Annotated in this window: 21 protein-coding genes, 2 tRNA genes and 1 pseudogene; 3 read left to right on the forward strand and 21 right to left on the reverse strand. The window is 58.4% G+C overall.

Annotated elements, in window-relative coordinates:
• Together HX846_RS01135 and HX846_RS01140 are read left to right on the forward strand one after the other, a co-directional pair.
• Window positions 1–211, forward strand: a pseudogene (locus tag HX846_RS01135) (SAM-dependent methyltransferase); the annotation flags it as partial.
• 108 nt (window positions 212–319) lie between these two features.
• Window positions 320–3,259: a DUF748 domain-containing protein gene (locus HX846_RS01140; RefSeq protein ID WP_003212176.1), complete on the forward strand. Its 2,940-nt coding sequence runs from the start codon at window positions 320–322 to the stop codon at window positions 3,257–3,259.
• 331 nt (window positions 3,260–3,590) lie between these two features.
• On the opposite strand, the gene HX846_RS01145 is transcribed toward HX846_RS01140, so the two are convergent.
• From HX846_RS01145 to rlmE, 16 genes are all read right to left on the reverse strand, one after another.
• Window positions 3,591–4,211, reverse strand: a complete 621-nt coding sequence (locus HX846_RS01145; protein ID WP_003212178.1) for a BON domain-containing protein — start codon at window positions 4,209–4,211, stop codon at window positions 3,591–3,593.
• A 295-nt stretch (window positions 4,212–4,506) separates the two neighbouring features.
• The gene (gene pnp / locus HX846_RS01150; protein ID WP_003212180.1) at window positions 4,507–6,612 is read right to left on the reverse strand and encodes a polyribonucleotide nucleotidyltransferase; all 2,106 of its coding nucleotides are present in this window, start codon (window positions 6,610–6,612) and stop codon (window positions 4,507–4,509) included.
• Between the two features lie 194 nt (window positions 6,613–6,806).
• Window positions 6,807–7,076 (reverse strand): 30S ribosomal protein S15, encoded by a 270-nt coding sequence (rpsO, locus tag HX846_RS01155; RefSeq protein WP_003177875.1) that lies wholly within the window; start codon window positions 7,074–7,076, stop codon window positions 6,807–6,809.
• Window positions 7,077–7,235: 159 nt separating this feature from the next.
• The gene (truB, locus tag HX846_RS01160) at window positions 7,236–8,153 is read right to left on the reverse strand and encodes a tRNA pseudouridine(55) synthase TruB (RefSeq protein WP_003212182.1); all 918 of its coding nucleotides are present in this window, start codon (window positions 8,151–8,153) and stop codon (window positions 7,236–7,238) included.
• Between the two features lie 3 nt (window positions 8,154–8,156).
• Window positions 8,157–8,558, reverse strand: coding sequence for a 30S ribosome-binding factor RbfA (rbfA, locus tag HX846_RS01165; RefSeq protein WP_003212184.1), 402 nt, complete (start codon window positions 8,556–8,558; stop codon window positions 8,157–8,159).
• A gap of 158 nt (window positions 8,559–8,716) precedes the next feature.
• A complete protein-coding gene (infB, locus tag HX846_RS01170; protein WP_003212186.1) occupies window positions 8,717–11,239 on the reverse strand; it encodes a translation initiation factor IF-2 in 2,523 nt (840 codons plus the stop codon).
• A gap of 27 nt (window positions 11,240–11,266) precedes the next feature.
• The gene (gene nusA, locus HX846_RS01175; protein WP_003212187.1) at window positions 11,267–12,748 is read right to left on the reverse strand and encodes a transcription termination factor NusA; all 1,482 of its coding nucleotides are present in this window, start codon (window positions 12,746–12,748) and stop codon (window positions 11,267–11,269) included.
• Between the two features lie 47 nt (window positions 12,749–12,795).
• Window positions 12,796–13,254: a ribosome maturation factor RimP gene (gene rimP / locus HX846_RS01180; protein ID WP_003235029.1), complete on the reverse strand. Its 459-nt coding sequence runs from the start codon at window positions 13,252–13,254 to the stop codon at window positions 12,796–12,798.
• Between the two features lie 140 nt (window positions 13,255–13,394).
• A tRNA-Met gene (locus HX846_RS01185) sits at window positions 13,395–13,471 on the reverse strand.
• 96 nt (window positions 13,472–13,567) lie between these two features.
• A tRNA-Leu gene (locus HX846_RS01190) sits at window positions 13,568–13,653 on the reverse strand.
• Between the two features lie 21 nt (window positions 13,654–13,674).
• Window positions 13,675–14,058 carry a preprotein translocase subunit SecG gene (gene secG, locus HX846_RS01195; protein ID WP_026078118.1) on the reverse strand — a complete coding sequence of 128 codons (384 nt, stop codon included), beginning with the start codon at window positions 14,056–14,058 and terminating at the stop codon, window positions 13,675–13,677.
• 4 nt (window positions 14,059–14,062) lie between these two features.
• Window positions 14,063–14,818: a triose-phosphate isomerase gene (gene tpiA, locus HX846_RS01200; RefSeq protein ID WP_003212194.1), complete on the reverse strand. Its 756-nt coding sequence runs from the start codon at window positions 14,816–14,818 to the stop codon at window positions 14,063–14,065.
• Window positions 14,819–14,884: 66 nt separating this feature from the next.
• Window positions 14,885–16,222 carry a phosphoglucosamine mutase gene (glmM, locus tag HX846_RS01205; RefSeq protein ID WP_087693398.1) on the reverse strand — a complete coding sequence of 446 codons (1,338 nt, stop codon included), beginning with the start codon at window positions 16,220–16,222 and terminating at the stop codon, window positions 14,885–14,887.
• 16 nt (window positions 16,223–16,238) lie between these two features.
• Window positions 16,239–17,090, reverse strand: a complete 852-nt coding sequence (gene folP / locus HX846_RS01210) for a dihydropteroate synthase (protein WP_087693399.1) — start codon at window positions 17,088–17,090, stop codon at window positions 16,239–16,241.
• A gap of 8 nt (window positions 17,091–17,098) precedes the next feature.
• Window positions 17,099–19,009 (reverse strand): ATP-dependent zinc metalloprotease FtsH, encoded by a 1,911-nt coding sequence (gene ftsH, locus HX846_RS01215; RefSeq protein WP_008436840.1) that lies wholly within the window; start codon window positions 19,007–19,009, stop codon window positions 17,099–17,101.
• A gap of 200 nt (window positions 19,010–19,209) precedes the next feature.
• Entirely contained in the window at window positions 19,210–19,860 is a 651-nt protein-coding gene (gene rlmE, locus HX846_RS01220) for a 23S rRNA (uridine(2552)-2'-O)-methyltransferase RlmE (RefSeq protein WP_003212203.1), read from the reverse strand.
• Between the two features lie 105 nt (window positions 19,861–19,965).
• On the opposite strand from rlmE, the gene yhbY reads away from it, so the two are divergent.
• Entirely contained in the window at window positions 19,966–20,274 is a 309-nt protein-coding gene (gene yhbY, locus HX846_RS01225) for a ribosome assembly RNA-binding protein YhbY (RefSeq protein WP_087693400.1), read from the forward strand.
• Window positions 20,275–20,282: 8 nt separating this feature from the next.
• Here the strand turns inward: yhbY and HX846_RS01230 are convergent, their stop codons facing one another.
• The 5 genes from HX846_RS01230 to dapB form a co-directional block, all read right to left on the reverse strand.
• Complete coding sequence (locus HX846_RS01230) at window positions 20,283–20,687, reverse strand: hypothetical protein (protein ID WP_003212207.1); 405 nt, start codon at window positions 20,685–20,687, stop codon at window positions 20,283–20,285.
• Between the two features lie 28 nt (window positions 20,688–20,715).
• Window positions 20,716–21,192, reverse strand: a complete 477-nt coding sequence (gene greA, locus HX846_RS01235; RefSeq protein WP_003212209.1) for a transcription elongation factor GreA — start codon at window positions 21,190–21,192, stop codon at window positions 20,716–20,718.
• Window positions 21,189–24,410, reverse strand: a complete 3,222-nt coding sequence (gene carB / locus HX846_RS01240) for a carbamoyl-phosphate synthase large subunit (protein WP_003212212.1) — start codon at window positions 24,408–24,410, stop codon at window positions 21,189–21,191. Before carB ends, greA begins: the two co-directional genes overlap by 4 nt.
• A 105-nt stretch (window positions 24,411–24,515) precedes the next feature.
• Window positions 24,516–25,652 (reverse strand): glutamine-hydrolyzing carbamoyl-phosphate synthase small subunit, encoded by a 1,137-nt coding sequence (gene carA, locus HX846_RS01245; protein ID WP_003212214.1) that lies wholly within the window; start codon window positions 25,650–25,652, stop codon window positions 24,516–24,518.
• Window positions 25,653–25,911: 259 nt separating this feature from the next.
• Window positions 25,912–26,652 (reverse strand): 4-hydroxy-tetrahydrodipicolinate reductase (gene dapB / locus HX846_RS01250; protein WP_178964822.1); only part of this gene is annotated, 741 nt, incomplete at its 5' end.

The following is a 26,652-nucleotide window of genomic DNA, read 5'->3' on the forward strand; positions in this document are numbered from 1 at the left end:
GCCGGCGCTGCTGGCCACGGCCGACAACGGCGTGCTGATCTGCTGCAACAACCTGGCGAAAGTCGGCATGGACGACTGGCGTGACCAAGTCCTGCGCTGCGCGGAAAAGGCCGGGCGCCCGGTGCGCGACTGGCAGGTCATGACACCCGGCGCAGACTTCCCGTCCCACGACCAGCAACCACCGCTGAAGACCCTGATCCTGCAACTGTAGGACTTGTCCCAAAAGGGTCAGGGCGCAGTAATAAAGGCCCGGCTCTTCGGAACCGTAAACCCGTGCCATACTCCAAGGCACTCTTGATTGACATAGATGGCGTCACATATGCCCAAAGGATTGATTCGCGCCGCTGGCGCCTTGCTGACCGCCCTTGCCCTGTACAGCTTGCTGGGCTTCCTGATTCTCCCCGGCATTGCCCTTCGCGTGGCCAACCAACAGTTGGCCAACTACGCCACGGTGCCGGCGCGTGTCGAGCGTATCGAGCTCAACCCGTTCAGCCTCGAACTGACCGTGTGGGGCCTGAATATCGGTGAGCCGGGCAAGGAGCAAGTGGCCTTTGAACGCCTCTATGCCAACCTGCAGATCGACAGCCTTTGGACCCGCGCCCTGCACCTGGCCGACGTACAACTCGACAAGCCCAAGACCGAGCTGCTGTTCGACAAATCCGGCCAGCTCAACCTGGCGCAGCTGTTCAAACTCCCGGCCAGCGAACCAACACCAACCGATCCGAACGCCAAGCCATTCCCGCTGCGCATCGATAACATCAAGCTGGCAGGCGGCTATGTGCACTTCCAGGATTTGCGCCCGAGCGAGCCGATCGAGTTTCTCTACGACAAACTCGATTTCGAGCTGAAAAACCTCAGCACGCTGCCCGATGACAACGCCGACATGACCCTGGTGGCAGCCGGCCCTGAAGGCGGCCAGATCGACTGGACCGGCAACTTCAGCCTGATCCCGATCGCCTCCGAGGGCAAACTCAAGGTTACTGACGGCAAGATGAAAGTCTGGTGGCCGTATGTACGTGACGCGGTGCCGCTGGTTCTGGAAGACGGCATCCTCAACTTCAGCACCGACTACAAGCTGAGCCTGGCCAAGGAAACCGAGCTGAACCTGACCAACGTCGCCCTGAGTGTCGCGCCGTTTGCGATCAAGGCACCGGATGGCCGGCCGCTCGCGCGCCTGCAGAAGCTGGACGTCAGCGAAACCACCGTGGACCTGGCCAAACAGCAAGTGATCGTCGGCAAGATCCGCAGTAATAAACTCGAAACCTGGGCCGCCCTTGAAGCCGACGGCCAGCTGGACTGGCAGAAGCTGTTTGCCAGCCAACCGAGCAAACCTGCAACTGCACCCGCAGCCGAGCCAGCCACCGCACCCGCTACCGCCGACTCGCCAAAACCTGCACCGGCAGCGCCGAGCAAGCCTTGGCAAGTGCTGCTCAAGGACGTGCAACTGCGCGACTATCAAGTGCATCTGGCTGACCGCTCGGCCAAACCGGCAGTCGCCCTGGAAGTCGGGCCGCTGAACCTTGACCTGCAGGGTTTCGACAGCCTTAACCAGAGCCCTTTTACCCTCAAGCTCGATACCGGCGTAGGCAAACAAGGCAAGCTCGAGGCGACCGGCCAGGTCAACCTGAGCCCGGTCAGCGCCAAGCTGAAAGTGGACACCAAAGACATCGACCTGCGCGTCGCCCAGTCCTATATCAGCCCGTTTATCCGCCTGGAACTGCGTAGCGGCATGCTCGGCAGCAACCTCGACGTGAACCTGAAAAGCACCGCCCCCCTGGCATTCCAGGTGACCGGCCGGGCCCAGGTCGACCAGTTGCACACCCTGGACACCATGAAGACCCGCGACTTCCTCAAGTGGCAGCGCCTGGTGCTGGAAGGCGTGAATTATCAACATGGCGACAGCCTGTCGATCGACAAGGTCAACCTGTTGCAGCCCTATGCGCGCTTCATGATCAACGATGACCGCACCACCAACATCGATGACCTGCTGATCCCGCAGCCGGCCAACAGCCCCGGCAAGTCCGCGGCGAAACCTGCGGCCAGCAAAGAGAAGCCCCTGGGCATTCATATTGGTCAAATTGCGATCAACGACGGCTCGGCCAACTTCGCCGACTTCAGCCTGACCCCGAACTTCGCCACGGCCATCCAGCAGCTCAACGGCCAGATCGGCACCATTGACAGTCGCCAGGCCAAACCGGCGAGCGTCGACGTCAAGGGCAAGGTTGACCGTTATGCACCGGTCACCATCAAGGGCAGCGTGAATCCGTTTGACCCGATGGCCGCACTGGATATCGCCACCAGCTTCAAACGCGTCGAACTGACCACCCTGACGCCATACTCGGGCAAGTTTGCCGGGTTCCGCATCCGCAAGGGTCGGCTCAACCTGGACCTGCATTACGTCATCACCAAGGGCCAGTTGAAGGCCGAAAACAAGGTGGTAGTCGAGCAACTGCAACTGGGTGAGAAGGTCGACAGCGCCGACGCCGTGGACCTGCCGATTCGCCTGGCGATAGCCCTGCTCAAGGACTCCGACGGCAAGATCTCGATCGAACTGCCGGTGACCGGCGACTTGAACAACCCGCAGTTCAGCGTCATGCCGATTGTCTGGCAGACCCTGCGCAACCTGGTAGTACGTGCGGCCACGGCGCCATTCAAGTTCATTGGCGGCCTGATCAGCGGTGGTGGTGCCCAAGACCTTGGCAACGTGTCGTTTGCCGCAGGCTCCAGCGAGCTGAGCAAGGATTCCCAGTCGGCCCTCGACAGCCTGGCCAAAGCCCTCAAGGAGCGCCCAGCGCTGCGCCTGGAGATCGAAGGCACCGCCGCTGCCAGCAGTGACGGCCCGCTTTTGGCCGCACAACGGCTGGAACGCGAATACCAGTACAACTACTACAAGATCCTCCAGCGCCGTGGCGACAAGGTGCCGGCCCAGGCGTCGCTGCTCGAAGTACCGGAAAAGGAAAAGGCGCCGCTGCTGGAAGGCATCTACCGCACCCGCCTGAAACAACAGCCTCCGGCCGAATGGAAAGACCTGAGCAATGACGAGCGCACCGCCAAGCTGCGGGACGGTGTGATCAAGTTCTGGAGTGGCAGTGACGTGTTGCTGCGCCAACTGGGCCAGGACCGCGCCAGCGCGATCAAGGACTACCTGGTAGACAAGGCGCAGCTGGAAGATGAGCGGGTTTACTTTATCGATGCAAACCTTGGGGAAGCGGAGAAAGATGGTCGGGTGGTAACACCGATGCATCTGGATGCCGAATAAACCGGCACCCGCTGAGTACCTGTGGCGAGGGGGCTTGTCCCCCGTTGGGCTGCGTAGCGGCCCCAATGAGGGCGTCGCGGTCATTCAGGCGGATCACCGTCGTCATACCAAGGGGCCGCTACGCAGCCCAACGGGGGCAAGCCCCCTCGCCACAAGAGCCTCGCTGACCTCCCCACTTTTCTACCCACAATAGAACAGGCCCCGACACAAGTGCCGGGGCCTGTAATGACCACATCCGTGTGGTCGGTCGCATGAACCTGTGAGGTGCATTGAGCGGATAACTAGACTCGCTCGTGGCCGCCTCCGCCTAGCTCAGGCGATTCGTTAAGCGTTACTCTGCTTTCAGGCCGTCGGCCGATACAGCTTTAACGCCTTTGATTTTCTTGGTGATGTTCACCGCGGTAGTTTTCTGCGCTTCAGTCACTGCGACGGTCGACGACAGGGAAACTACACCTTTGTTGGTTTCGACTTTGATGTCGGTGCCAGGAATACCTTTCTCGGTTACCAGGTCAGCTTTCACTTTGGTGGTGATCCAAGTGTCCGAGGTGGACTCTTTGGCACCAGCAGCTGCACTTTTGGTTTTGTCGACGTTATCAGCCTTGGTAGCGCCGCCAGCCATCAGGCCGTCAGCCGAAACTGCGGTTACGCCTTTGATTTTCTTGGTGATCGCTACAGCAGTAGCTTTCTGAGCGTCGGAGATAGCAACTGTCGAGGACAGGGAAACCACACCTTTGTTGGTCTCAACCTTAATGTCCGAACCAGGAATACCTTTCTCGGTCAGCAGGTCAGCTTTGACTTTGGTGGTGATCCAGGTATCCGAAGTGGACTCTTTAGCCTTGGTGACTTCACCGGCCGCCAGCGTCATAGGGGCTTGGGAAGTCTGAGCAAAGGCTACGTTAGCACCCATGGCCAGGGTCAGAGCGGTAGCAGTAGCGAGAGCGAACTTCTTCATACGAGTAACTCCTGTTTTATTAAAAGTCTGCAGTACGTAAACCTTGATGCTGCAGCGTTAACAGGGATATTGCAGACAGTGTGCCAACTCGATGCGACCAATTAAATCCTTATAAAACAATACGTTATGAAAACAGGTGATTTTCGGAATCGTGCAACTTGCATGAAGACGAACGTGCCTGCATGCAAGTTGCGGCTTTTGGGGTATGGCTAAACGCCTGATTTCGCGACACTTTCCCGCAGGCATAAAAAAAGGACTCCGAAGAGTCCTTTTTCAGCTTGCAGCGACGGGGTGATTAAACGCCCGAAGCCTTGGCTGCTGCTACGTCCTTGATGGATAGCTTGATACGGCCGCGGTTGTCCACGTCCAGTACCAGCACTTCCACTTCCTGGCCTTCTTTCAGGATGTCGGTCACTTTCTCAACGCGAGCATCGCTCAGCATGGAGATGTGAACCAGACCGTCCTTGCCCGGCAGGATGTTGACGAATGCGCCGAAGTCGACGATGCGCTCAACCTTACCGACGTAGATCTTGCCGATCTCGGCTTCAGCAGTGATACCCAGGACGCGCTGACGTGCCGCTTCAGCCGCTTCCTTGGTTTCGCCGAAGATCTTGATCGAGCCGTCGTCTTCGATGTCGATCGAAGCCTTGGTCTCTTCACAGATCGCACGAATGGTCGCGCCGCCTTTACCGATAACATCACGGATTTTGTCGGTGTCGATTTTCATCGCGATCATGGTCGGAGCATTTTCCGACAGTTCGGTACGGGACTGACCAATGATCTGGTTCATCTGACCGAGGATGTTCAGGCGCGCTTCCAGGGCTTGGCCCAGAGCGATCTCCATGATTTCTTCGGTGATGCCTTTGATCTTGATGTCCATCTGCAGCGCGGTAACACCTTTGGCGGTACCGGCTACTTTGAAGTCCATGTCGCCGAGGTGGTCTTCGTCACCCAGGATGTCGGTCAGGATGGCGAACTTCTCACCTTCTTTAACCAGACCCATGGCGATACCGGCAACCGGTGCCTTCATCGGTACACCGGCATCCATCAGAGCCAGGGAAGCACCGCAGACCGAAGCCATGGAGCTGGAACCGTTGGACTCGGTGATTTCCGACACAACACGAATGGTGTACGGGAACACGTCGGCGGCAGGCAGCATGGCTGCAATCGAACGACGGGCCAGACGGCCGTGACCGATTTCGCGGCGGCCAGCGCCACCCATGCGACCACACTCACCTACCGAGAACGGAGGGAAGTTGTAGTGCAGCATGAACGGGTCTTTTTTCTCGCCTTCCAGGGTGTCCAGCAGCTGTGCGTCACGGGCAGTACCCAGTGTTGCAACAACCAGGGCCTGGGTTTCACCGCGGGTGAACAGGGCCGAACCGTGGGTTTTTGGCAGAACGCCGACTTCGATGTTCAGCGGACGTACGGTGCGGGTGTCGCGGCCGTCGATACGTGGCTTGCCGTTAACGATGTTTTCGCGAACGGTGCGGTATTCGATTTCGCCGAAGGCTGCTTTGACTTCGCTGGAAGAAGGCTGGCCTTCTTCACCGGACAGCTTGGCAACAACCTGGTCCTTCAGCTCACCCAGGCGAGCGTAACGGTCGGCCTTGATGGTGATGGTGTAGGCGTCGGAGATAGCGGTGCCGAACTCGGAGCGGATAGCGCCCAGCAGTGCGGTAGCTTCTGGCTGAGGAGCCCAGGTCCAGGTTGGCTTGGCAGCTTCAGCGGCCAGTTCCTTGACAGCGTTGATCACAACCTGGAACTCGTCGTGAGCAAACAGTACAGCGCCCAGCATCTGGTCTTCGGTCAGCTCTTTGGCTTCCGATTCAACCATCAACACGGCTTCCGAAGTACCGGCAACGACCATGTCCAGGCTCGAAGCTTTCTGTTGTTCGTAAGTCGGGTTCAGCAGGTAGCCGGTGCTTTCGTGGAATGCAACACGGGCAGCGCCGATCGGGCCATCGAAAGGAATACCGGAGATGGCCAGGGCCGCCGAGGTACCGATCATCGCAGCGATGTCCGGATCGGTCTTCTTGCTGGTGGAAACGACGGTGCAGACAACCTGCACTTCGTTCATGAAGCCTTCTGGGAACAGCGGACGGATCGGACGGTCGATCAGTCGGGAAGTCAGGGTTTCTTTCTCGGAAGGACGGCCTTCACGCTTGAAGAAACCACCAGGGATCTTACCGGCAGCGTAAGTCTTTTCCTGGTAGTGAACGGAAAGAGGGAAGAAGCCTTTGCTTGGGTCAGCGGTCTTGGCGCCTACAACGGTCACCAATACGGTGACGTCGTCGTCAACGGTGACCAGCACTGCGCCGGAGGCTTGACGGGCGATACGGCCTGTCTCGAGGGTAACGGTCGACTGACCGAACTGGAATTTTTTGATAACCGGGTTCACGGTGTCCTACCTTCTTTGTGGCTCTTGGGGAACTTGTCTTCTTGCGAAATTCTTGGGCAATGTCGGGAATCGGCCCAACGCCTGTCCAGGGTAAAACGTGTATCCAGATAAAACTTGAGGCTGGAAGCCTGCCATGGGCCAGCGGGAAACCCACTGACACACGACAGCCAACCAACCTCTAGCGCAATCGCTTATTAGCGACGCAGACCCAGGCGACCGATCAGAGTCTGATAACGACCCAGATCCTTGCCTTTCAGGTAGTCCAGCAGCTTACGGCGCTGGTTTACCATGCGGATCAGACCACGACGGGAGTGGTGATCTTTACCGTTGGCCTTGAAGTGACCTTGCAGCTTGTTGATGTTGTGGGTCAGCAGTGCAACTTGCACTTCTGGCGAACCAGTGTCACCAACAGCTTGCTGATAGTCAGCAACGATTTGTGCTTTTTCTTGAACGTCGAGAGCCATGAGGCAATCCTTTTTTCAGGAAACCACCCAAAGGGCAGTTTCAACAGGCCAGGGACAAATCCCTGTATCTAAAAATGAGTAGTGACCATGCCTGCTAACAGCCACCCTCGTTCCAGTTTGAGTAAAAGCTACTGCGCTTTTACCACAAACTGGTTTCGGTCATTCTGACCGAATCAGTCGACGCGGCGCGATGCGCCCGTCTTCGCTCACTTCACCGATACCGATAAAGCGACCGTTGTGATCTTGTACCCGCACCATGCCGAACTTCGGGGCATCCGGTGCACGTACCGGCTGGCCGTTAAGCCAGTAGAACGCGCTGTGCTCCGAGAAGTGCAGCAATGGCCAATCCAGTAAACCGCTGTCCGATGGCATCAGGAAGCGATCAACCGCTTCGTTGCCGCCTTCGGCATGCACTGCTTCCAGCTCTTCCAGCGTGACCGTCTGGGCCAGGGTGAAAGGGCCTGCCTGGGTGCGTCGCAGTTCTGCAACGTATGCGCCACAGCCTAGTTGCTCACCGATATCTTCCACGAGGGTGCGGATATAGGTGCCTTTGCTGCAGTCCACCGCCAACCGGGCAGTGTCGCCTTCAGCGGCGAGCAATTCCAAGCGCGCAATAGTAACAGAACGCGGTTCGCGCTCCACCACTTCCCCTGCACGTGCCAGCTTGTAAAGAGGCTGGCCATCACGCTTGAGAGCCGAGTACATCGGCGGTATCTGACTGATTTGCCCACGAAAAGCAGGTAAGGCAGCTTCGATATCAGCACGACCAACGGTCACCTCGCGAACCTGCAAAACATCACCTTCGGCGTCTGCCGTGGTGGTGGTCTTGCCCAGTTGCATCAGGGTCTCGTAGCCCTTGTCGGAATCGAGTAGGTATTGCGAAAACTTGGTGGCCTCGCCGAAGCACAACGGCAACACGCCGGTGGCCAAGGGGTCGAGGCTGCCGGTGTGCCCAGCCTTCTCGGCATTGAGCAGCCAGCGAACCTTCTGCAACGCCGCATTGGAGGTAAAACCAATGGGCTTGTCGAGCAGAATGATGCCGCTGACATTACGACGGATACGTTTGACCTGAGCCACCGATTACTCCTTGGCGTCTTCAGGCGTGGCGGATTCCGGGTGCTGATTGTCTTCAGCCACGGCCCGCTCGATCAGTGCCGACAGGTGCGCGCCACGCACGACGCTTTCGTCGTAGTGGAAGTGCAACTGAGGAACGCTGCGCAGCTTCATTTCACGGGCCAACTGCATACGCAGGAAACCTGCGGCGGAGTTGAGCACCTTGATGCTTTGCGCGATTTCTTCGCTGTTGTCCTGGCCCATCACGGTGATGAAGATCTTGGCGTGACCAACGTCACGGCTGACTTCAACGGCGGTGATGGTGACCAGGCCAACACGTGGGTCTTTTACTTCACGACGGATCAGCTGTGCCAGCTCACGCTGCATCTGATCGCCGATACGTTGGGTACGGCTGTATTCTTTTGCCATGTCTTGTTACCTGTTGCTGCCACACGGTGAAACCCGTGGGGTCTGAAAGCGGCAAACGCCCGGCCTGACAAAAGCCAGACCGGGCGTTGCGTTTAGAGTCCGGACACAGGCCAGGCATTTGCATGCCCGGGCGCTGCGTGGCCCTTGAAGTACGCGAGTTAGAGGCTGCGAGCAACCTGGACCTTCTCGTAGACTTCGATCTTGTCACCCGCCTTGACGTCGTTGTAGCTCTTGACGCCAATACCGCATTCCATGCCGGCACGTACTTCGGAAGCGTCATCCTTGAAGCGGCGCAGGGATTCCAGCTCGCCTTCGAAGATAACGATGTCTTCACGCAGTACACGGATTGGACGGTTACGGTGCACAACACCTTCGATAACCATGCAACCGGCGATCGCGCCGAATTTCGGCGAGCGGAACACGTCACGCACCTCGGCCACACCCAGGATGTTCTCCCGGACGTCGCTGCCAAGCATGCCGGTGAGGGCTTTCTTGACGTCTTCGATGATGTCGTAGATGACGTTGTAGTAACGCATGTCCAGGCCTTCCTGCTCGACGATCTTCCGTGCGCCAGCATCGGCACGCACGTTGAAGCCGAACAGTACAGCGTTGGAGGCCAGCGCCAGGTTGGCATCGGATTCGGTGATACCACCGACACCGCCGCCGACCACACGCACTTGCACTTCGTCGTTACCCAGGCCATTCAAGGCGCCGTTCAACGCTTCGAGGGAACCACGAACGTCAGATTTGAGGACGATGTTAAGCGTCTTCTTCTCTGCCTGGCCCATGTTCTCGAAGATGTTTTCCAGCTTGCCGGCGTGAGCACGGGCCAGCTTGACTTCGCGGAACTTGCCTTGACGGAACAGAGCCACTTCACGGGCTTTCTTCTCGTCCGACAGCACGCTCATCTCGTCGCCAGCGTCCGGGGTACCGTCCAGGCCGAGGATCTCGACAGGGATGGAAGGACCGGCTTCCTTGATTGGCTTGCCGTTCTCGTCGAGCATGGCACGTACACGGCCATAGTTCGAACCGACCAGGACCATGTCGCCTTGGCGCAGGGTACCGTCTTGAACCAGAACGGTTGCAACCGGGCCACGACCCTTGTCGAGACGCGATTCAACCACAACACCACGACCCGGGGCCGATGGGGTTGCTTTCAGTTCGAGAACTTCGGCTTGCAGCAGGACAGCTTCAAGCAGTTCGTCTACACCGGTACCGACTTTCGCCGAAACAGAAACGAATGGCGTATCACCGCCCCACTCTTCGGAAGTCACGCCGTGAACCGACAGTTCGCTACGGATGCGATCGAGATCGGCGCCCGGCTTGTCGATTTTGTTCACTGCAACAACCAGAGGAACACCAGCGGCTTTAGCGTGCTGGACAGCTTCAATGGTCTGCGGCATTACACCGTCGTCCGCTGCAACTACCAGGATCACGATGTCAGTCGCCTTGGCACCACGGGCACGCATGGCGGTAAACGCGGCGTGACCAGGGGTGTCGAGGAAGGTGACCATGCCGCGTTCGGTTTCAACGTGGTATGCACCGATGTGCTGGGTGATGCCGCCGGCTTCGCCTGCAGCTACCTTGGCACGACGGATATAGTCGAGCAGCGAGGTCTTACCATGGTCAACGTGGCCCATTACGGTCACGACTGGCGCACGGGAGAACGTCTCGCCTTCAAACTTCAGGGACTCGGCCAGGGAATCTTCCAGGGCGGTGTCGCTGACCAGGGTCACTTTGTGGCCCAGCTCTTCAGCAACCAGTTGGGCAGTTTCCTGGTCCAGTACCTGGTTGATGGTCGCTGGGGTACCCAGTTTGAACATGAACTTGATGATTTCAGCAGCCTTGACCGACATCTGATTGGCGAGGTCGCCAACAGTGATGGTCTCGCCGATCTGCACGTCACGCACGACAGGGCCGGTTGGGCTCTGGAAACCGTGGGCGTTGCGCTTCTTCAGCTTGGCCTTGCCGCGACCACCGCGACGGAAGCTGTCGCTTTCTTCGTCGGTAGTACGTGGGGCAACGCGTGGCGCTGGCGCCTTCTCTTTGACCGAAGCACGATGTGGAGCGTTTTTGCGCTCACCATCGCCACTGCCACGACGATTGTTATCGTCGGCACGTGGTTTGTCCGGGCGGCGAGGTTCTTCGCGTTTGCGAGCGTCGGCTGCAGGAGCTGGCGCGGCGGCAACCGGAGCGGCCTCACGAACAGCTTCAACAGGCGCGCTAGGCGCAGCAACGGCCTCAGTGTTAGCAGGTTGCGCAGCAGCAGGCTGGCGACGCGCTTCTTCTTCGGCGCGACGCTTGGCTTCTTCTTCAGCCTTCTGACGAGCAGCATTTTCTACTGCGCGACGTTCTTCCAGTTCGCGTTTGCGCTCGGCTTCGATTTCTTCCGGGCTGCGCTGTACGAAGACTTTCTTCTTGCGTACTTCAACGCTGATGCTCTTGCTGCCAGCAACACGCAGGGTGCTGGTGGTTTTGCGCTGCAATGTAATCTTGCGCGGTTCTTCCACTTTCGCCTTGTGGCTGCTCTTCAAGTGAGTCAGCAAAGACTGCTTCTCACTATCGCTCACACCTTCATCGGCGGCGGTGTGCGGCAGACCTGCCTCACGCATCTGCTGCAACAGGCGCTCTACCGGTGTTTTGACCTCATCGGCCAGTTGTTTCACCGTGACTTGCGTCATGCACTTCTCTCCTCAGGCCGCGCCTAATTACTCGAACCAATGGGCTCGGGCGGCCATGATCAACTTGCCGGCACGATCATCGTCAATGCCGTCGATGTCGAGCAGGTCGTCAATAGACTGCTCGGCCAGGTCTTCGCGGGTAATTACGCCGCGCACCGCCAGTTCCATCGCCAAATCCTTGTCCATACCCTCAAGCGAGAGCAGGTCTTCGGCCGGATGGGCGTCTGCCAGCTTTTCCTCAGTAGCGATGGCTTTAGTCAACAAACGATCCTTGGCCCGAGCGCGAAGCTCGTTGACGGTGTCTTCGTCAAAGCCGTCGATGTTGAGCATTTCTTCCAACGGTACGTAGGCAATCTCTTCCAGGCTGGTGAAGCCTTCATCTACCAGCACCTGTGCCAGGTCTTCGTCGACTTCCAGCTCGTCGATGAAGTTGCGCAGGATGTCACCGGTTTCTGCTTGCTGCTTAGCCTGGATGTCCGATTCGGTCATCACGTTCAGGGTCCAGCCGGTCAACTGGCTGGCCAAACGTACGTTCTGACCACCGCGACCGATGGCCTGAGCCAGATTGTCTGCGCCAACGGCGATGTCCATTGCATGGGCATCCTCGTCAACGATAATTGCCGCCACTTCAGCAGGCGACATTGCGTTGATCACGAACTGCGCAGGGTTATCGTCCCACAGGACGATGTCCACACGCTCACCGCCCAATTCGCCCGACACTGCCTGGACGCGCGAACCGCGCATACCAATGCAAGCGCCTTGCGGGTCGATGCGTTTGTCCTTGGAGCGGACCGCGATCTTGGCGCGTGAACCCGGATCGCGGGACGCAGCCATGACTTCGATCAGGCCTTCGGCAATTTCCGGCACTTCGATGCGGAACAGCTCGATCAGCATTTCCGGCGCGGTACGCGACAGGATCAACTGAGGGCCGCGGTTCTCGGTGCGGATTTCCTTGAGCAGCGCACGCAAGCGCACGCCAACCCGGAAAGTTTCGCGGGAAATGATGTCTTCGCGGGCCAGCAACGCTTCAGCGTTGTTACCCAGGTCGACGATCACGTTGTCGCGGGTGACTTTTTTCACGGTGCCGGAGATGATTTCCCCCAGGCGCTCGCGATAAGCGTCAACGACTTGAGCGCGCTCGGCTTCGCGGACCTTCTGCACGATGACTTGCTTGGCAGTCTGTGCAGCGATGCGGCCGAACTCGATGGATTCGATCTTTTCTTCGACGACATCACCGACCTGGGCGCCCGGATGCGTTTCAGCAACCTTGCTCGGCCAGGTTTCGATGGCCGGATCATCAAGATCGGCTTCTTCGACGACCGTCCAGCGACGGAAAGTCTCGTAGGCACCGGTGTGGCGGTTGATTTCCACACGCAGATCAACTTCGTCTTCAAAACGCTTTTTGGTAGCAGTGGCCAGGGCCAGCTCCAGCGCTTCAAAAATCACGTTTGCCGGTACGCCCTTTTCATTGGATACCGACTCAACAACCAGCAGTACTTCTTTGCTCATCGTACGCCTCGCCTTTCGCAAGCCATTGGATCCGCGGGATCCGCGTCTCAGTCAAAACTGGGAATAATGTTGGCCTTGTCGATCATATCGATCGGCAACAGGAACTCATGGTCTTCTACCTGCACCACGACGTCCTGCTCTTCTACACCGCGCAGAAGGCCCTGAAAGTTGCGTCGCCCTTCAAAGGGAGAGCGCAGCTTGATCTTCACTTGTTCACCGGCAAATTTTGCAAACTGATCAATAGTGAACAGTGGGCGTTCCATGCCAGGCGAGGAAACTTCGAGGGTGTATTCAACGGAGATCGGATCTTCAACATCCAGGACACCGCTGATCTGACGGCTGACAATGGCACAATCGTCCACCAGCACGCCGCCCTCTTTATCGATATAAACGCGCAACATTGAGTGGCGACCTTGAGCCGAAAACTCAATACCCCAGCATTCATAGCCTAGGGCCACGACCACCGGGGCCAACAAGGCCTGCAACTCTTCTAGCTTGCTCGACACCTGAACCCCCTCGTGCATGTATGTGCATGCTGTGCAAAATAAAAAAATGGGCGAAACGCCCATCCTTGAAACGCCGTCGAACAGCGGCGTTGAAAGTGTCCAGCTAACAAAAAGCCCCTTAAAAGGGGCTCCGCTAAAACTGGTTGCGGGGGCCGGATTTGAACCGACGACCTTCGGGTTATGAGCCCGACGAGCTACCAGACTGCTCCACCCCGCGACAAAGCTGGGGCGGAAGTATACGACCGATCCCTTACAGGGTCAATGTAACCTTCCACCTACAAGAAAGCCCGCAACAGCGGGCTCTCCTGATAATTGGTACCGAGAAGGGGACTCGAACCCCTACACCCTATGGGCACAACCACCTCAAGGTTGCGTGTCTACCAATTCCACCACCTCGGCAATACAGCGTTTACAACCTTCTTACTTCTGCTCTTGAGCTGGAGGTACGTCAGTCGCTGGAGTAGCCGACTTTTGCTCTTGAAGCACCGGGACATCATCAGAAGCCGGTTTTGCTTTTGGTACTTCCAACACTGCTGGGTTTGGGAGACCTACTTGAGTCAGCACATGAGCTTTCTCTTTAGCAAAGTAACCTAACCCCAAGCTGGTTATGAAGAAACCGGCGGCAAGTATAGCAGTAAACTTACTAAGAAAGGTAGAGGAACCTTGGCTTCCGAACACAGTATTTGAAGCACCTGCCCCGAAAGACGCACCAGCGTCCGCACCTTTACCCTGCTGCAGCAAAACCAGAGCAACTACGCCCAGTGCACCCAGCAGATGAAAAACAACGATGACTGTTTCCAGCATTTTTTCAGTTTCCCGCGGCGCGACAAATCGCACCGAACTCATCTGCATTCAGGGAAGCTCCACCAATGAGCCCCCCATCGATATCCGGCATGCCGAACAGTTCGACCGCATTGGCCGCCTTCACGCTGCCGCCGTATAGAAGCCGCACACCTCGTGCGACCTCAGAATTCTCTGCCGCCAACTGCGCGCGGATGGCTGCGTGCACATCCTGCGCCTGTTGCGGCGAAGCAGTCAGCCCGGTGCCAATGGCCCAGACCGGCTCGTAAGCAATTACTGCATTTGCAAAGGCACCGACTCCCAGCTCCTCGATGATGCTGCCCAGCTGACGCCCGACAACCTCAAGAGTTTTACCGGACTCACGCTGCTCAAGGGTCTCCCCTATGCACAACACCGGAACCAAGCCGCAAGCCTGTGCCGCCGCGAATTTGCGATTGAGTGTCCCATCACGCTCGCCCATGATCTGGCGGCGCTCGGAGTGCCCAACAAGCACCAGGGAGCAACCCGCATCAACCAGCTGACTCGGTGCAATCTCACCGGTCAACGCACCTTGCATGGATTCCACCGCAGAGTTCTGCGCGCCGACCTGGATCGACTTGCCTTTCAAGCCATCAATCACTTGATTGATATACAAGCAAGGCGGGAATACCGCGACATCAACACCGCTAGGCAAGGCCAAATGACGAAGGCCATTGATCAGCTCAGCGACACTGGCGCGGGTACCGTGCATCTTCCAGTTACCAGCTACCATAGTGCGACGCATGCTGTACCTCGTCGGTCAAAGTGGGCGCAGATGTTACCCAACCACATCATCACTGGCAAGCCGAATTCAGGCGCAAACTTCAGTTACCAGTTTTGCCAGCTCTTCGGCATAGCCGCGAACCTGTGTTTCGTCCTCGCCCTCGACCATTACACGCACCAAAGGCTCGGTACCCGACTTGCGCAGCAAGACCCGGCCACGCCCCGCCATGGCGGCAGTCACGCGCTCACTGGCCTCTTTGACAGCCGGATGCTCGATAGGGTTGTCACCGCCTGCAAAGCGCACGTTGAGCAGCACTTGAGGGCACTTGCGCAACGCCTGCCGCGCCTGGGCCAGGCTTTCTTCACGGCGACGCAGCGCCAGCAGCACCTGCAGCGCCGCAATGATCGCATCCCCGGTAGTCGTGTGCTGGAAGCAGACGACATGACCGGAATTTTCGCCACCCACCTGCCAATTACGCTCCAGCAGGTCGGCAATCACGTAGCGGTCACCGACATTGGCGCGCACAAACGGGATCCCCAGATCTGCCAGGGCCAGCTCCAGGCCAAGATTGCTCATCAAGGTACCGACGACGCCGCCTTGCAGCTTGTTACGCTCATGCAGGTCACGGGCGATGATGAACAACAGGTCGTCGCCATCGACGATCGCGCCAGTGTGGTCGACCATCAATACGCGGTCGCCATCACCATCGAACGCGATGCCCAAGTCGGCATGCTCAGCCAGGACAGCCGCCTGCAACTGCCCCATGTGGGTTGAGCCGCAGTTGTCGTTGATGTTCAGGCCGTTCGGCTGCGCCGACAGTACAGTAACGTCTGCGCCAAGCTCCTTGAACACACTCGGTGCGACTTTGTACGTCGCGCCGTGGGCGCAGTCGATGACGACCTTCAACCCGGCAAAATTGGTGCTGCTAGGCACGCTGCTTTTGCAGAATTCGATGTAACGGCCGGAAGCGTCGTTAATCCGCGATACCTTGCCCAGCTTGCTCGATTCGACGACGGTCATCGGCGCATCCAGCAACTCTTCGATCATGTGCTCGATCTCATCCGGCAGCTTGGTGCCCTGGCCTGAGAAGAACTTGATGCCGTTGTCATCGTGGGGATTGTGCGAAGCGCTGATCACGATACCGGCTTCAGCATGAAAGGTACGTGTCAGGTAAGCGATCGCCGGCGTAGGCATCGGCCCCAACAGCATCACATCAGCGCCGGCAGCAGACAGACCTGCCTCCAGCGCAGACTCAAACATATAACCCGAGATACGCGTGTCCTTACCCACCAGGATACGGCAGGCCCCCATGCTGCGGAACGCCATGCCGGCGGCCCAGCCCAGCTTGAGCATGAAATCGGGAGTAATCGGGAATTCGCCGACCCGACCGCGAATGCCATCGGTGCCAAAATACTTTTTAGTCATAAGTGCTCCATCATTCTTATTCGGCTGATTCAACCGCTGCGATCATCCGCACTACATCTATCGTCTCGGCCACGTCATGCACGCGCAAGATACGCGCACCCTTGACCACGGCAAGTGCCGCAAGTGCCAGGCCGCCATGCAGCCGCTCACCCACCGGACGATTCAACGCCAGACCTATCATGCTCTTGCGCGAAACCCCGACCAACAAGGGGCGACCAAGGGCATGCAGGGATTCCATATGCTTGAACAGGCTTAAATTGTGCTGCAAGGTCTTGGCAAAGCCAAATCCCGGGTCGAGGATTATCCGCTCGGGAGCAATCCCCACCGCCGCGCATTGAGCCATGCGCTCGGCAAGAAAACCTTTCACTTCACCGACCAGATTGTCGTAATGCGGGTCGTCCTGCATCGTGCCCGGCTCGCCAAGCATATGCATCAGGCAAACCGGCAGCCCCGTCGCGGCGGCCGCATCCAGAGCGCCATCGCGCTGCAAAGAGCGCACATCGTTGATCAACCCTGCACCCAGCCGCGCAGTTTCGCGCATAACGGCAGGGGTCGAGGTGTCGACAGAGATGATGACGTCCAGCTCTTGATGGATGCGCTCGACAATCGGAGCAACCCGTTCCAGCTCCTCCAGGGGAGAAACTGCGCGCGCACCGGGCCGGGTTGATTCGCCACCGACGTCAATCAGAGTCGCACCGGCAGCCACCATCGCTTCCGCATGGCGCAACGCAGCATCAAGCTGACTGAAGCGACCACCATCGGAAAAGGAATCAGGGGTTACATTAAGAATGCCCATAACGTGTGTATGGGCCAAATCAAGAACCCGGCTGCCGCAAGGCAACCGGGTCGAGGACAACGCAGAAGTCATTTCAAACCTTAATGGTCAGCAGCCGGGCCGCCGATCGGGGCTTCAGGGCGTTCGTTCTGTACCACTGGCGGCGTGCCCGAAGTACCCGAACCACCTTCCCAATCGCGAGGCTCGCGAGGCGTACGACCGGCCATGATGTCGTCAATCTGCTCGGCATCAATGGTCTCGTACTTCATCAGGGCATCAGCCATGGCGTCGAGCTTGTCGCGGTTGTCGGTGAGGATCTGCTTGGCCGTGCCGTAGCACTGGTCAATGATGCTGCGCACCTCGGAGTCGATCAGCTTGGCTGTCTCGCCGGAGAAGCTGGCAGCTTGACCACCACCACCGCGACCCAGGAATACTTCGCCTTCTTCCTCGGCATACATCAAAGGACCGAGTTTCTCCGACAGACCCCACTTGGTCACCATGTTCCGCGCAATCTGGCTGGCACGCATGATGTCGTTGGAGGCACCGGTGGTAACACCGTCGAAGCCAAGGGTCATCTCTTCGGCGATCCGGCCGCCATACAGCGAGCAGATCTGGCTGATCAAGGCACGCTTGGAGAGGCTGTAGCGATCCTCTTCCGGCAGGAACATGGTGACGCCCAGCGCCCGGCCACGAGGAATGATCGATACCTTGTAGACTGGGTCATGCTCAGGCACAACGCGGCCAACAATGGCGTGACCGGCTTCATGATAAGCGGTGTTCTGCTTCTCTTTCTCGGACATGACCATGGATTTGCGCTCTGCGCCCATCATGATCTTGTCTTTCGCCAGCTCGAACTCCTTCATTTCAACGATGCGCTTGCCGGTACGGGCGGCAAACAGCGACGCCTCGTTCACCAGGTTGGCAAGGTCGGCACCGGAGAAGCCTGGAGTACCACGGGCAATCACGGCCGGAGCCACGTCGTCGCCCATTGGCACTTTGCGCATGTGTACTTTCAGGATCTGCTCACGACCGCGGATGTCTGGCAAACCGACAACGACCTGACGGTCAAAACGGCCCGGACGCAGCAGCGCAGGGTCGAGTACGTCTGGACGGTTGGTTGCGGCGATTACGATGATGCCGTCGTTCATTTCGAAACCGTCCATCTCAACCAGCAACTGGTTAAGAGTCTGCTCACGCTCATCATGACCGCCACCCATGCCGGCGCCACGATGGCGACCAACGGCGTCGATTTCATCGATGAAGATGATGCAAGGCGCGTGTTTCTTGGCCTGTTCGAACATGTCGCGAACACGGCTGGCACCGACACCGACGAACATTTCGACGAAATCGGAACCGGAAATGGTGAAGAAAGGTACTTTGGCTTCGCCGGCAATGGCCTTGGCCAACAGGGTTTTACCGGTACCTGGCGGGCCAACCATCAGCACACCGCGAGGAATACGGCCACCCAGGCGCTGGAACTTGCCCGGATCGCGCAGGAACTCAACCAGTTCGCCCACTTCTTCCTTGGCTTCGTCGCAACCGGCAACGTCAGCCAGGGTAGTTTTCACCTGGTCTTCGGAGAGCAGGCGTGCCTTGCTCTTGCCGAAGCTCATCGGCCCGCCCTTGCCTCCCGCACCACCTTGCATCTGGCGCATGAAGAACATGAACACGGCGATAATCACCAGTATCGGGAAGCTGGCCACCAGGAGCTGGGTCCAGATGCTCTGCTGCTCAGGCTGCTTGCCTTCGACAACCACGTGGTTATCCACCAGGTCGCCGATCAGGCCATTGTCCTGGATTGCCGGACGGATGGTCTTGAAGCTGTCGCCATCGTTGCGCTTGCCGGTAATCACGTAGCCATCAACTGCTACGCGCTCGACCTTGCCATCCTTAACTTGCTGGATGAAGTCGGAATAGTTGAGGGTCTGCGGCTCGTTAGGGCTGGAGAAGTTGTTCATCACCGTCACGAGGACAGCCGCGATGATCAACCACAGGATCAGATTCTTTGCCATATCGTTCAATTAACTACCCTCTGAAGCAAGCTCCGCTACTGGCGCGTGCTTCGCATGATATTCACCGGCCTAACTTACTACATTACCTACAACTCTGGCAGGCGCCGTCTGTAACCCTTTGTGAAACTTTGACTACACAATATTCGTAAAGCTTCGTGACGAAAGCGATATAAAAAAACCTATCGCCTCCGTCAAATTTCTCAAAAACGCTCTTCACTGGCAGCGCCTTCAATGCCACGGAAGCCGCGACCCAGCAAATACTGCTCGCGAGACCTGTCCCGGGAAGAGTCAGGCTTGCGTGTCTGTACCTTGTCGAACAGTTTGCGGATGTTCTTGTGATACTCGTCGAAGCCTTCACCCTGGAAGACCTTGACCAGGAAGTCACCACCCGGACGCAGTACCCGTCCTGCCAGGTCCAGTGCCAATTCGCACAGGAACATGGCTCGCGGCATATCAACAGCCGGTAATCCACTCATATTGGGGGCCATATCGGAAATCACAAGGTCTACCTGCGAATTTCCGACGGCCTCAAGGATCTGTGCCAGCACTTCATCCTGGGTAAAATCGCCGTGAACAAAGGTCACGTCAGGGATGCTGTCCATTTCCAGGATGTCGGAAGCGATCAAACGACCTTGTCCACCAATCAGACGACTGGTCACCTGGGACCAGCCACCCGGGGCGGCACCCAGGTCGATAACGCTCATGCCAGGACGGATCAACTTGTCCTTTTCCTGGATCTCCAGCAGTTTGTAGCTGGCCCGGGAACGGTAGCCATCCTTTTGCGCCATTTTGACGTAAGGGTCGTTGAAATGCTCTTGCAGCCACTTAAGGCTAGTTTTGGAACGGGCCACGGGCCACCTCGAAAATAAAACGGGTCGTGATTAACTGGGCGGTCCCGGACTCGCTCGGGTAAACTGGCCGCCGCTTTTTACAAGATCAGACGCAGGGGTCAGATTATGCCGCTCACTCAAGAGCAGAAGAAACAGTACAAATCCATTGGCCACCATCTGAAACCAGTTTTGATTGTGGCTGACAACGGTTTGACTGAAGGTGTGTTAGCCGAACTTGAACGCGCATTGAGCGATCACGAGCTAATCAAGATCAAGGTCAGCATCCTTGATCGCGAGGCGCGCCTGGCAGCTATTGCAGAACTGTGCAAGGCTGGCAAAGCGGACCTGGTTCAGGTCATCGGCAAGATGGCGCTGCTGTATCGCAAGAACTTCAGCGCCAACAAGCAACTGTCGAACGTACACCGCTTCAAGTGAAACAAGGGTCACGGGCGTGCTTCGCACGCCCTGCCACTCCATCCTGGCGCCGGCTGTACAACCAGCACCAACCCGGAAAACCCTAGCACAAGATAGCTGAACAGCTGCCAGCGCAACGCCTCCGGCAGAAAGATGCGCACCACGCAAAACATTGCGCACGCATACAGCGCCATCAACAGCAGTTGCCCGCGAATATCCCGCCACAGACTCCCCAAGCCTTCGGCCTTGATCAGCACCAGCGCCTGAAGCGTCACGCACGCCGCTGCAAAACCTACCAGCAACGCGCTTAATAATCCGCTGACCTCATCGATCAGCAACGGTGCCAGGCCAATCAGGCCCAGCGCCGGCAGCACACCAATATGTAACAGCCATAGGCCGCCAACCCAAAGCATCTGGGCAAACTGCCAAAGCATGGCGCCCGCACGAAGCGGGCGCCGCCTTTCAGATGTGACGAACTTCGACAATCTCGTACTCGATCACGCCACCAGGCGTCTTGACGGCCACCACGTCACCCTCTTCCTTGGCAATCAAGGCGCGGGCCAGCGGCGAACCGACGGAGATCTTGCCGAGTTTGAAGTCGGCCTCGTCTTCACCCACGATGTGGTACACCACGCTTTCGTCAGTCTCGACGTTGGCGATTTCCACGGTGGTGCCGAAAATCACCTTGCCGGTATGCGGGATGGTCGTGACGTCGATAACCACCGAATTCTGCAGGCGGCCTTCGATGTCACGGATCCGCGCCTCGACCATACCTTGCTGCTCGCGGGCAGCATGGTATTCAGCGTTTTCCTTCAGGTCACCCAATTCCCGGGCCGTACCGATGTCCTGGCTCAGCTTCGGACGGACGACCTTGGTCAGGTGGGCGTGCTCTTCTTCCAGGGCTTTTGCGCCCTGGACGGTCATTGGGTATTTGATCATGCCTTCAATCCTGCGTGTAGATCCTGCAAGCGACGCACGGTTTTTTCAGGACCGAACTTCAGCGCTTCGCAGATAGCTTCGCCAGCAGCAATGGTGGTGGTGCAGTAGATCTTGTGCTGCAAGGCGTTACGACGAATGGAGTAGGAGTCCGCGATCGACTGGCGACCTTCGGTGGTGTTGATGATCAGGGTGACTTCGTCATTCTTGATCATGTCGACCACGTGTGGACGGCCTTCCGTTACCTTGTTCACGCGACGCACTTTCAGGCCGGCAGCCTCGATCAGCTTGGCGGTCCCGGCAGTGGCCACGACTTCGAAGCCCAAGTTGATCAGATCACGGGCCACGCCTGCAACCAGCGGCTTGTCATCATCGCGCACGCTGATGAACGCAGTACCGCCGGTAGGCAGCACTTCGCTGGCGCCCATCTGGGCTTTGGCGAATGCTTCACCGAAGGTATCGCCCACGCCCATCACTTCACCGGTGGACTTCATCTCCGGGCCCAGGATCGGGTCCACACCAGGGAATTTGGCGAATGGGAACACCGCCTCTTTCACACTGTAGAAGTTCGGAATGATTTCCTTGGTGAAGCCGATTTCCTTCAAGGTCTTACCGGCCATCACACGGGCAGCAATCATTGCCAGGGAAACACCGATGCACTTGGAAACAAACGGCACGGTACGCGAGGCGCGCGGGTTGACTTCGATGACGTAGATGTCTTCGCCTTGCAGCGCCAACTGTACGTTCATCAGGCCGACCACGCCCAGCTCCAGGGCCATTTTCTTGACCTGTTCGCGCATCTCGTCCTGGATGTGTGCAGGCAGCGAGTATGGCGGCAGCGAGCAAGCGGAGTCACCGGAGTGAACGCCAGCCTGTTCGATGTGCTGCATGATCGCGCCGATCACCACGTCGGTGCCGTCGCAGACCGCATCCACGTCCATCTCGATGGCGCAGTTGAGGAAGTGGTCCAGCAGCACCGGGCTGTCGTTGGACACTTTCACCGCATCACGCAGGTAACGCTTGAGTTCGTCTTCTTCGTAGACGATTTCCATCGCCCGGCCGCCCAGTACGTAGGACGGACGCACCACCAGCGGGTAACCAATCTTGCTGGCCGCGCGGATCGCTTCGTCTTCGCTGCGCACAGTGGCGTTTGGCGGCTGACGCAGGTTCAGGCGCTCAACCATCTGCTGGAAGCGCTCACGGTCTTCGGCGCGGTCGATAGCGTCAGGGCTGGTACCGATGATCGGCACGCCAGCAGCTTCAAGTGCGCGCGCCAGTTTCAACGGGGTTTGGCCGCCGTACTGGACGATCACGCCTTTTGGCTTCTCGACACGGCAGATTTCCAGTACGTCTTCCAGCGTTACCGGCTCGAAGTACAGACGGTCGGAAGTGTCGTAGTCAGTAGAAACAGTTTCCGGGTTGCAGTTGACCATGATGGTCTCGTACCCGTCTTCGCGCAGAGCGAGAGCGGCGTGTACGCAGCAATAATCGAACTCGATGCCTTGGCCGATACGGTTTGGACCGCCGCCCAGGATCATGATCTTGTCGCGGCCCGACGGCGCGGCTTCGCACTCTTCCTCGTAGGTGGAGTACATGTATGCGGTGTCGGTGGCGAACTCGGCCGCACAGGTATCAACGCGCTTGTAGACCGGGAAGATGTCCAGCTTGTGGCGATGGGTGCGCAGGTTCTTCTCGGTCACGCCCAGCAGCTTGGCCAAACGCATGTCGGAGAAACCTTTGCGCTTGAGGCGGAACATCAGGTCGCGGTCGATGGAGGACAGACCGAGGGTCTTGACCTTCTCTTCTTCCTTGATCAGATCTTCGATCTGCACCAGGAACCACGGGTCGATCATGTTCATGCCGAAGATGTCTTCGACGGTCATGCCGGCGCGGAAAGCATCGGCCACGTACCAGATACGCTCGGCACCCGGCACGGTCAGCTCGCGCTTGAGCACGCTCATGCTTTCCGGGTTGCTCAGGTCGAGCTTCTCGTCCAGACCGCAAACGCCCACTTCCAGGCCGCGCAGGGCTTTCTGCAGGGACTCCTGGAAGGTCCGGCCGATGGCCATGACTTCACCGACCGACTTCATCTGAGTGGTCAGGCGGGCGTCGGCTTTCGGGAATTTCTCGAAAGCGAAACGTGGCAGCTTGGTGACGACGTAATCGATCGACGGCTCGAAGGAAGCTGGCGTTGCGCCGCCGGTGATTTCGTTCTGCAGCTCGTCCAGGGTGTAACCGATCGCCAGCTTGGCGGCGATGCGCGCAATCGGGAAGCCGGTAGCTTTCGATGCCAGCGCCGAAGAACGCGATACACGCGGGTTCATCTCGATCACAACCATGCGGCCAGTGTCCGGGCAGATGCCGAACTGGACGTTGGAGCCACCGGTTTCCACACCGATCTCACGCAGCACCGCCAAAGAGGCGTTACGCATGATCTGGTATTCCTTGTCCGTCAGGGTCTGTGCCGGCGCAACGGTGATCGAGTCACCGGTGTGCACGCCCATCGGGTCGAAGTTTTCGATCGAGCAGACGATGATGCAGTTGTCCTTCTTATCGCGGACAACCTCCATCTCATATTCTTTCCAGCCGATCAGGGATTCGTCGATCAGCAGCTCTTTGGTCGGAGACAGGTCCAGGCCGCGGGCGCAGATTTCTTCGAACTCTTCACGGTTGTAAGCGATACCGCCGCCGGTGCCGCCCATGGTGAAGGACGGACGGATGATGCACGGGAAGCCCAGGCGCTCAAGGACCGCGTTGGCCTCTTCCATGCTGTGGGCGATACCGGAACGCGGGCAATCAAGGCCGATGGACTTCATGGCCTTGTCGAAACGCGAACGGTCTTCAGCCTTGTCGATGGTGTCGGCATTGGCGCCGATCATCTCTACGCCGAACTTCTCCAGGACGCCTTCGCGCTCCAGGTCCAGTGCGCAGTTCAGGGCGGTCTGGCCACCCATGGTTGGCAGCAGGGCGTCCGGACGCTCTTTCTCGATGATCTTGGCAACGGTCTGCCACTTGATCGGCTCGATGTAGGTGGCGTCGGCCATGTCCGGGTCGGTCATGATGGTGGCCGGGTTGGAGTTCACCAGGATGACGCGGTAGCCCTCTTCGCGCAGGGCTTTACAGGCCTGGGCGCCGGAGTAGTCGAATTCGCAGGCCTGGCCGATCACGATCGGGCCAGCGCCGAGAATCAGGATGCTTTTTATGTCTGTACGTTTTGGCATGGGTTTGTCACTCAAATCCGCAGGTCAGTCGGCAAGCCGTCTTGAACAATCTTTGAAGAGCCCGAGGGGGCCGCCGGTTTCCCGGGCCGCCCTCAGGCCGCTCAGTTAGCGTCGCTTGGCCATCTCATTGATGAAACGGTCGAACAGCGGCGCTACGTCGTTCGGGCCCGGGCTTGCTTCAGGGTGGCCCTGGAAGCTGAACGCGCTCTTGTCGGTGCGCTCGATACCTTGCAGGGAACCGTCGAACAGCGACTTGTGAATCGCCCGGACGTTGCCCGGCAGCGTCGCTTCATCCACCGCAAAACCGTGGTTCTGGCTGGTGATCATCACGACGCCGGTGTCCAGGTCCTGCACCGGGTGGTTGGCACCGTGGTGGCCGTGACCCATTTTCAGGGTCTTGGCGCCGGAGGCCAGGGCCAGCAGTTGGTGGCCGAGGCAGATGCCGAATACCGGGATCTCGGTTTCCAGCACTTCCTTGATCGCCTTGATGGCGTAGTCGCAAGGCTCCGGGTCACCCGGGCCGTTGGACAGGAACACGCCGTCCGGCTGCAGGGCCAGTACGTCGTTGGCCGGGGTCTGCGCAGGCACCACGGTCACGCGGCAACCGCGCTCGACCAGCATGCGCAGGATGTTGTGCTTGATACCGTAGTCGTAGGCCACGACGTGGTAAGGCAGTTCGGAAGCTTCGATGGTCGCGTGACTGTCGGTCTTCAAGTCCCAGACGGTGGAGCGCCACTCGTACGTTTCCTTGGTGCTGACGACTTTCGCCAGGTCCATGCCTTTCAGGCCAGGGAAACCTTGGGCCGCTGCAATCGCTGCTTCTTCGGAGATGTTGTCACCGGCCATGATGCAGCCGTTCTGCGAGCCTTTTTCACGCAGGATGCGTGTCAGGCGACGCGTATCGATACCGGCGATCGCCACAACGTTGTTGGCTTTCAGGTAATCGGACAGGGACATCGTGTTACGCCAGTTGCTCGCTACCAGTGGCAGGTCACGAATGACCAGGCCAGCCGACCAGACACGATCAGACTCGGCGTCTTCCGGTGTAGTACCGGTGTTGCCGATGTGCGGATAGGTCAGGGTGACGATCTGTTGGGCGTAGGAAGGATCAGTAAGGATTTCCTGATAGCCGGTCATGGCGGTGTTGAACACCACCTCTCCAACGGTCTGACCGTCGGCTCCAATGGCTTCGCCGCGAAAAATGCTGCCATCAGCAAGGGCGAGTATGGCTGGCTTAGTCAAGAAGACCTCCCGTAAATAAAGCCTGAAAGGGCGATCGCAGGTTGTAAAAAAGCGGAGTGACGTATGGACACGTCACCCCGCTTCTTCACTGAATTATTCTGCGCGCTTTTAGTGGACACACTAAAGCTGTAGCTTACAGAAAAAGGCTTTTTTGGTCCACCGCTAATGAGCCTTAAAGGCAGGGGAATGCGACAGGACGTCGCCTAGCGGGTAAAAACGGGGCCTCAGCATATTCCTGAGACCCCGTTTTAGCTACTTCTTAATGCAGGTCCAGCACGTCGCGCATGTCGTACAGGCCCGGCGCACGACCCTCAAGCCACAGCGCCGCACGCACGGCACCCTTGGCGAACGTCATGCGGCTAGACGCCTTGTGGGTGATCTCAAGACGCTCGCCCTCGGTTGCGAACAACACCGTGTGATCGCCCACCACATCACCGCCGCGAACGGTGGCAAAACCGATGGTGTCGTGGGCGCGGGCACCGGTATGACCTTCACGGCCATACACCGCCACCTTCGACAGGTCACGACCCAGGGCATCGGCAATCGCCTCGCCCATACGCAATGCCGTACCGGACGGCGCATCGATCTTGTGCCGGTGATGAGTCTCGATGATCTCGATGTCAGCCTCATCACCCATCACCCGCGCCGCCATGTCGAGCAGCTTCAGCGACAGATTGACGCCGACGCTGAAATTGGCCGCGAACACGATTGGAATATCCTTGCCCGCCTCCACCAGCAGCTGCTTTTGCTCGGCGCTCAGGCCCGTTGTGCCGATCACCATGGCCTTGCCCGTCTTGCGGCAGAACGCCAGGTTTTTCAGCATCACGTCCGGCAGGGTGAAATCGATCAGCACGTCGAACTCGTCGGCAACCTGCTCCAGATTGCCGGACAACGAAACGCCGATCCGCCCCAGGGACGCCAACTCACCCGCATCCGCACCAATCAAGGTGCTGCCGGGACGAACAATCGCCGCCGTCAGCCCGGAGGCCGGCGAGCGTGC

Origin of the sequence: Pseudomonas sp. K5002, assembly GCF_013386655.1 — a bacterium.
Taxonomy (GTDB): domain Bacteria; phylum Pseudomonadota; class Gammaproteobacteria; order Pseudomonadales; family Pseudomonadaceae; genus Aquipseudomonas.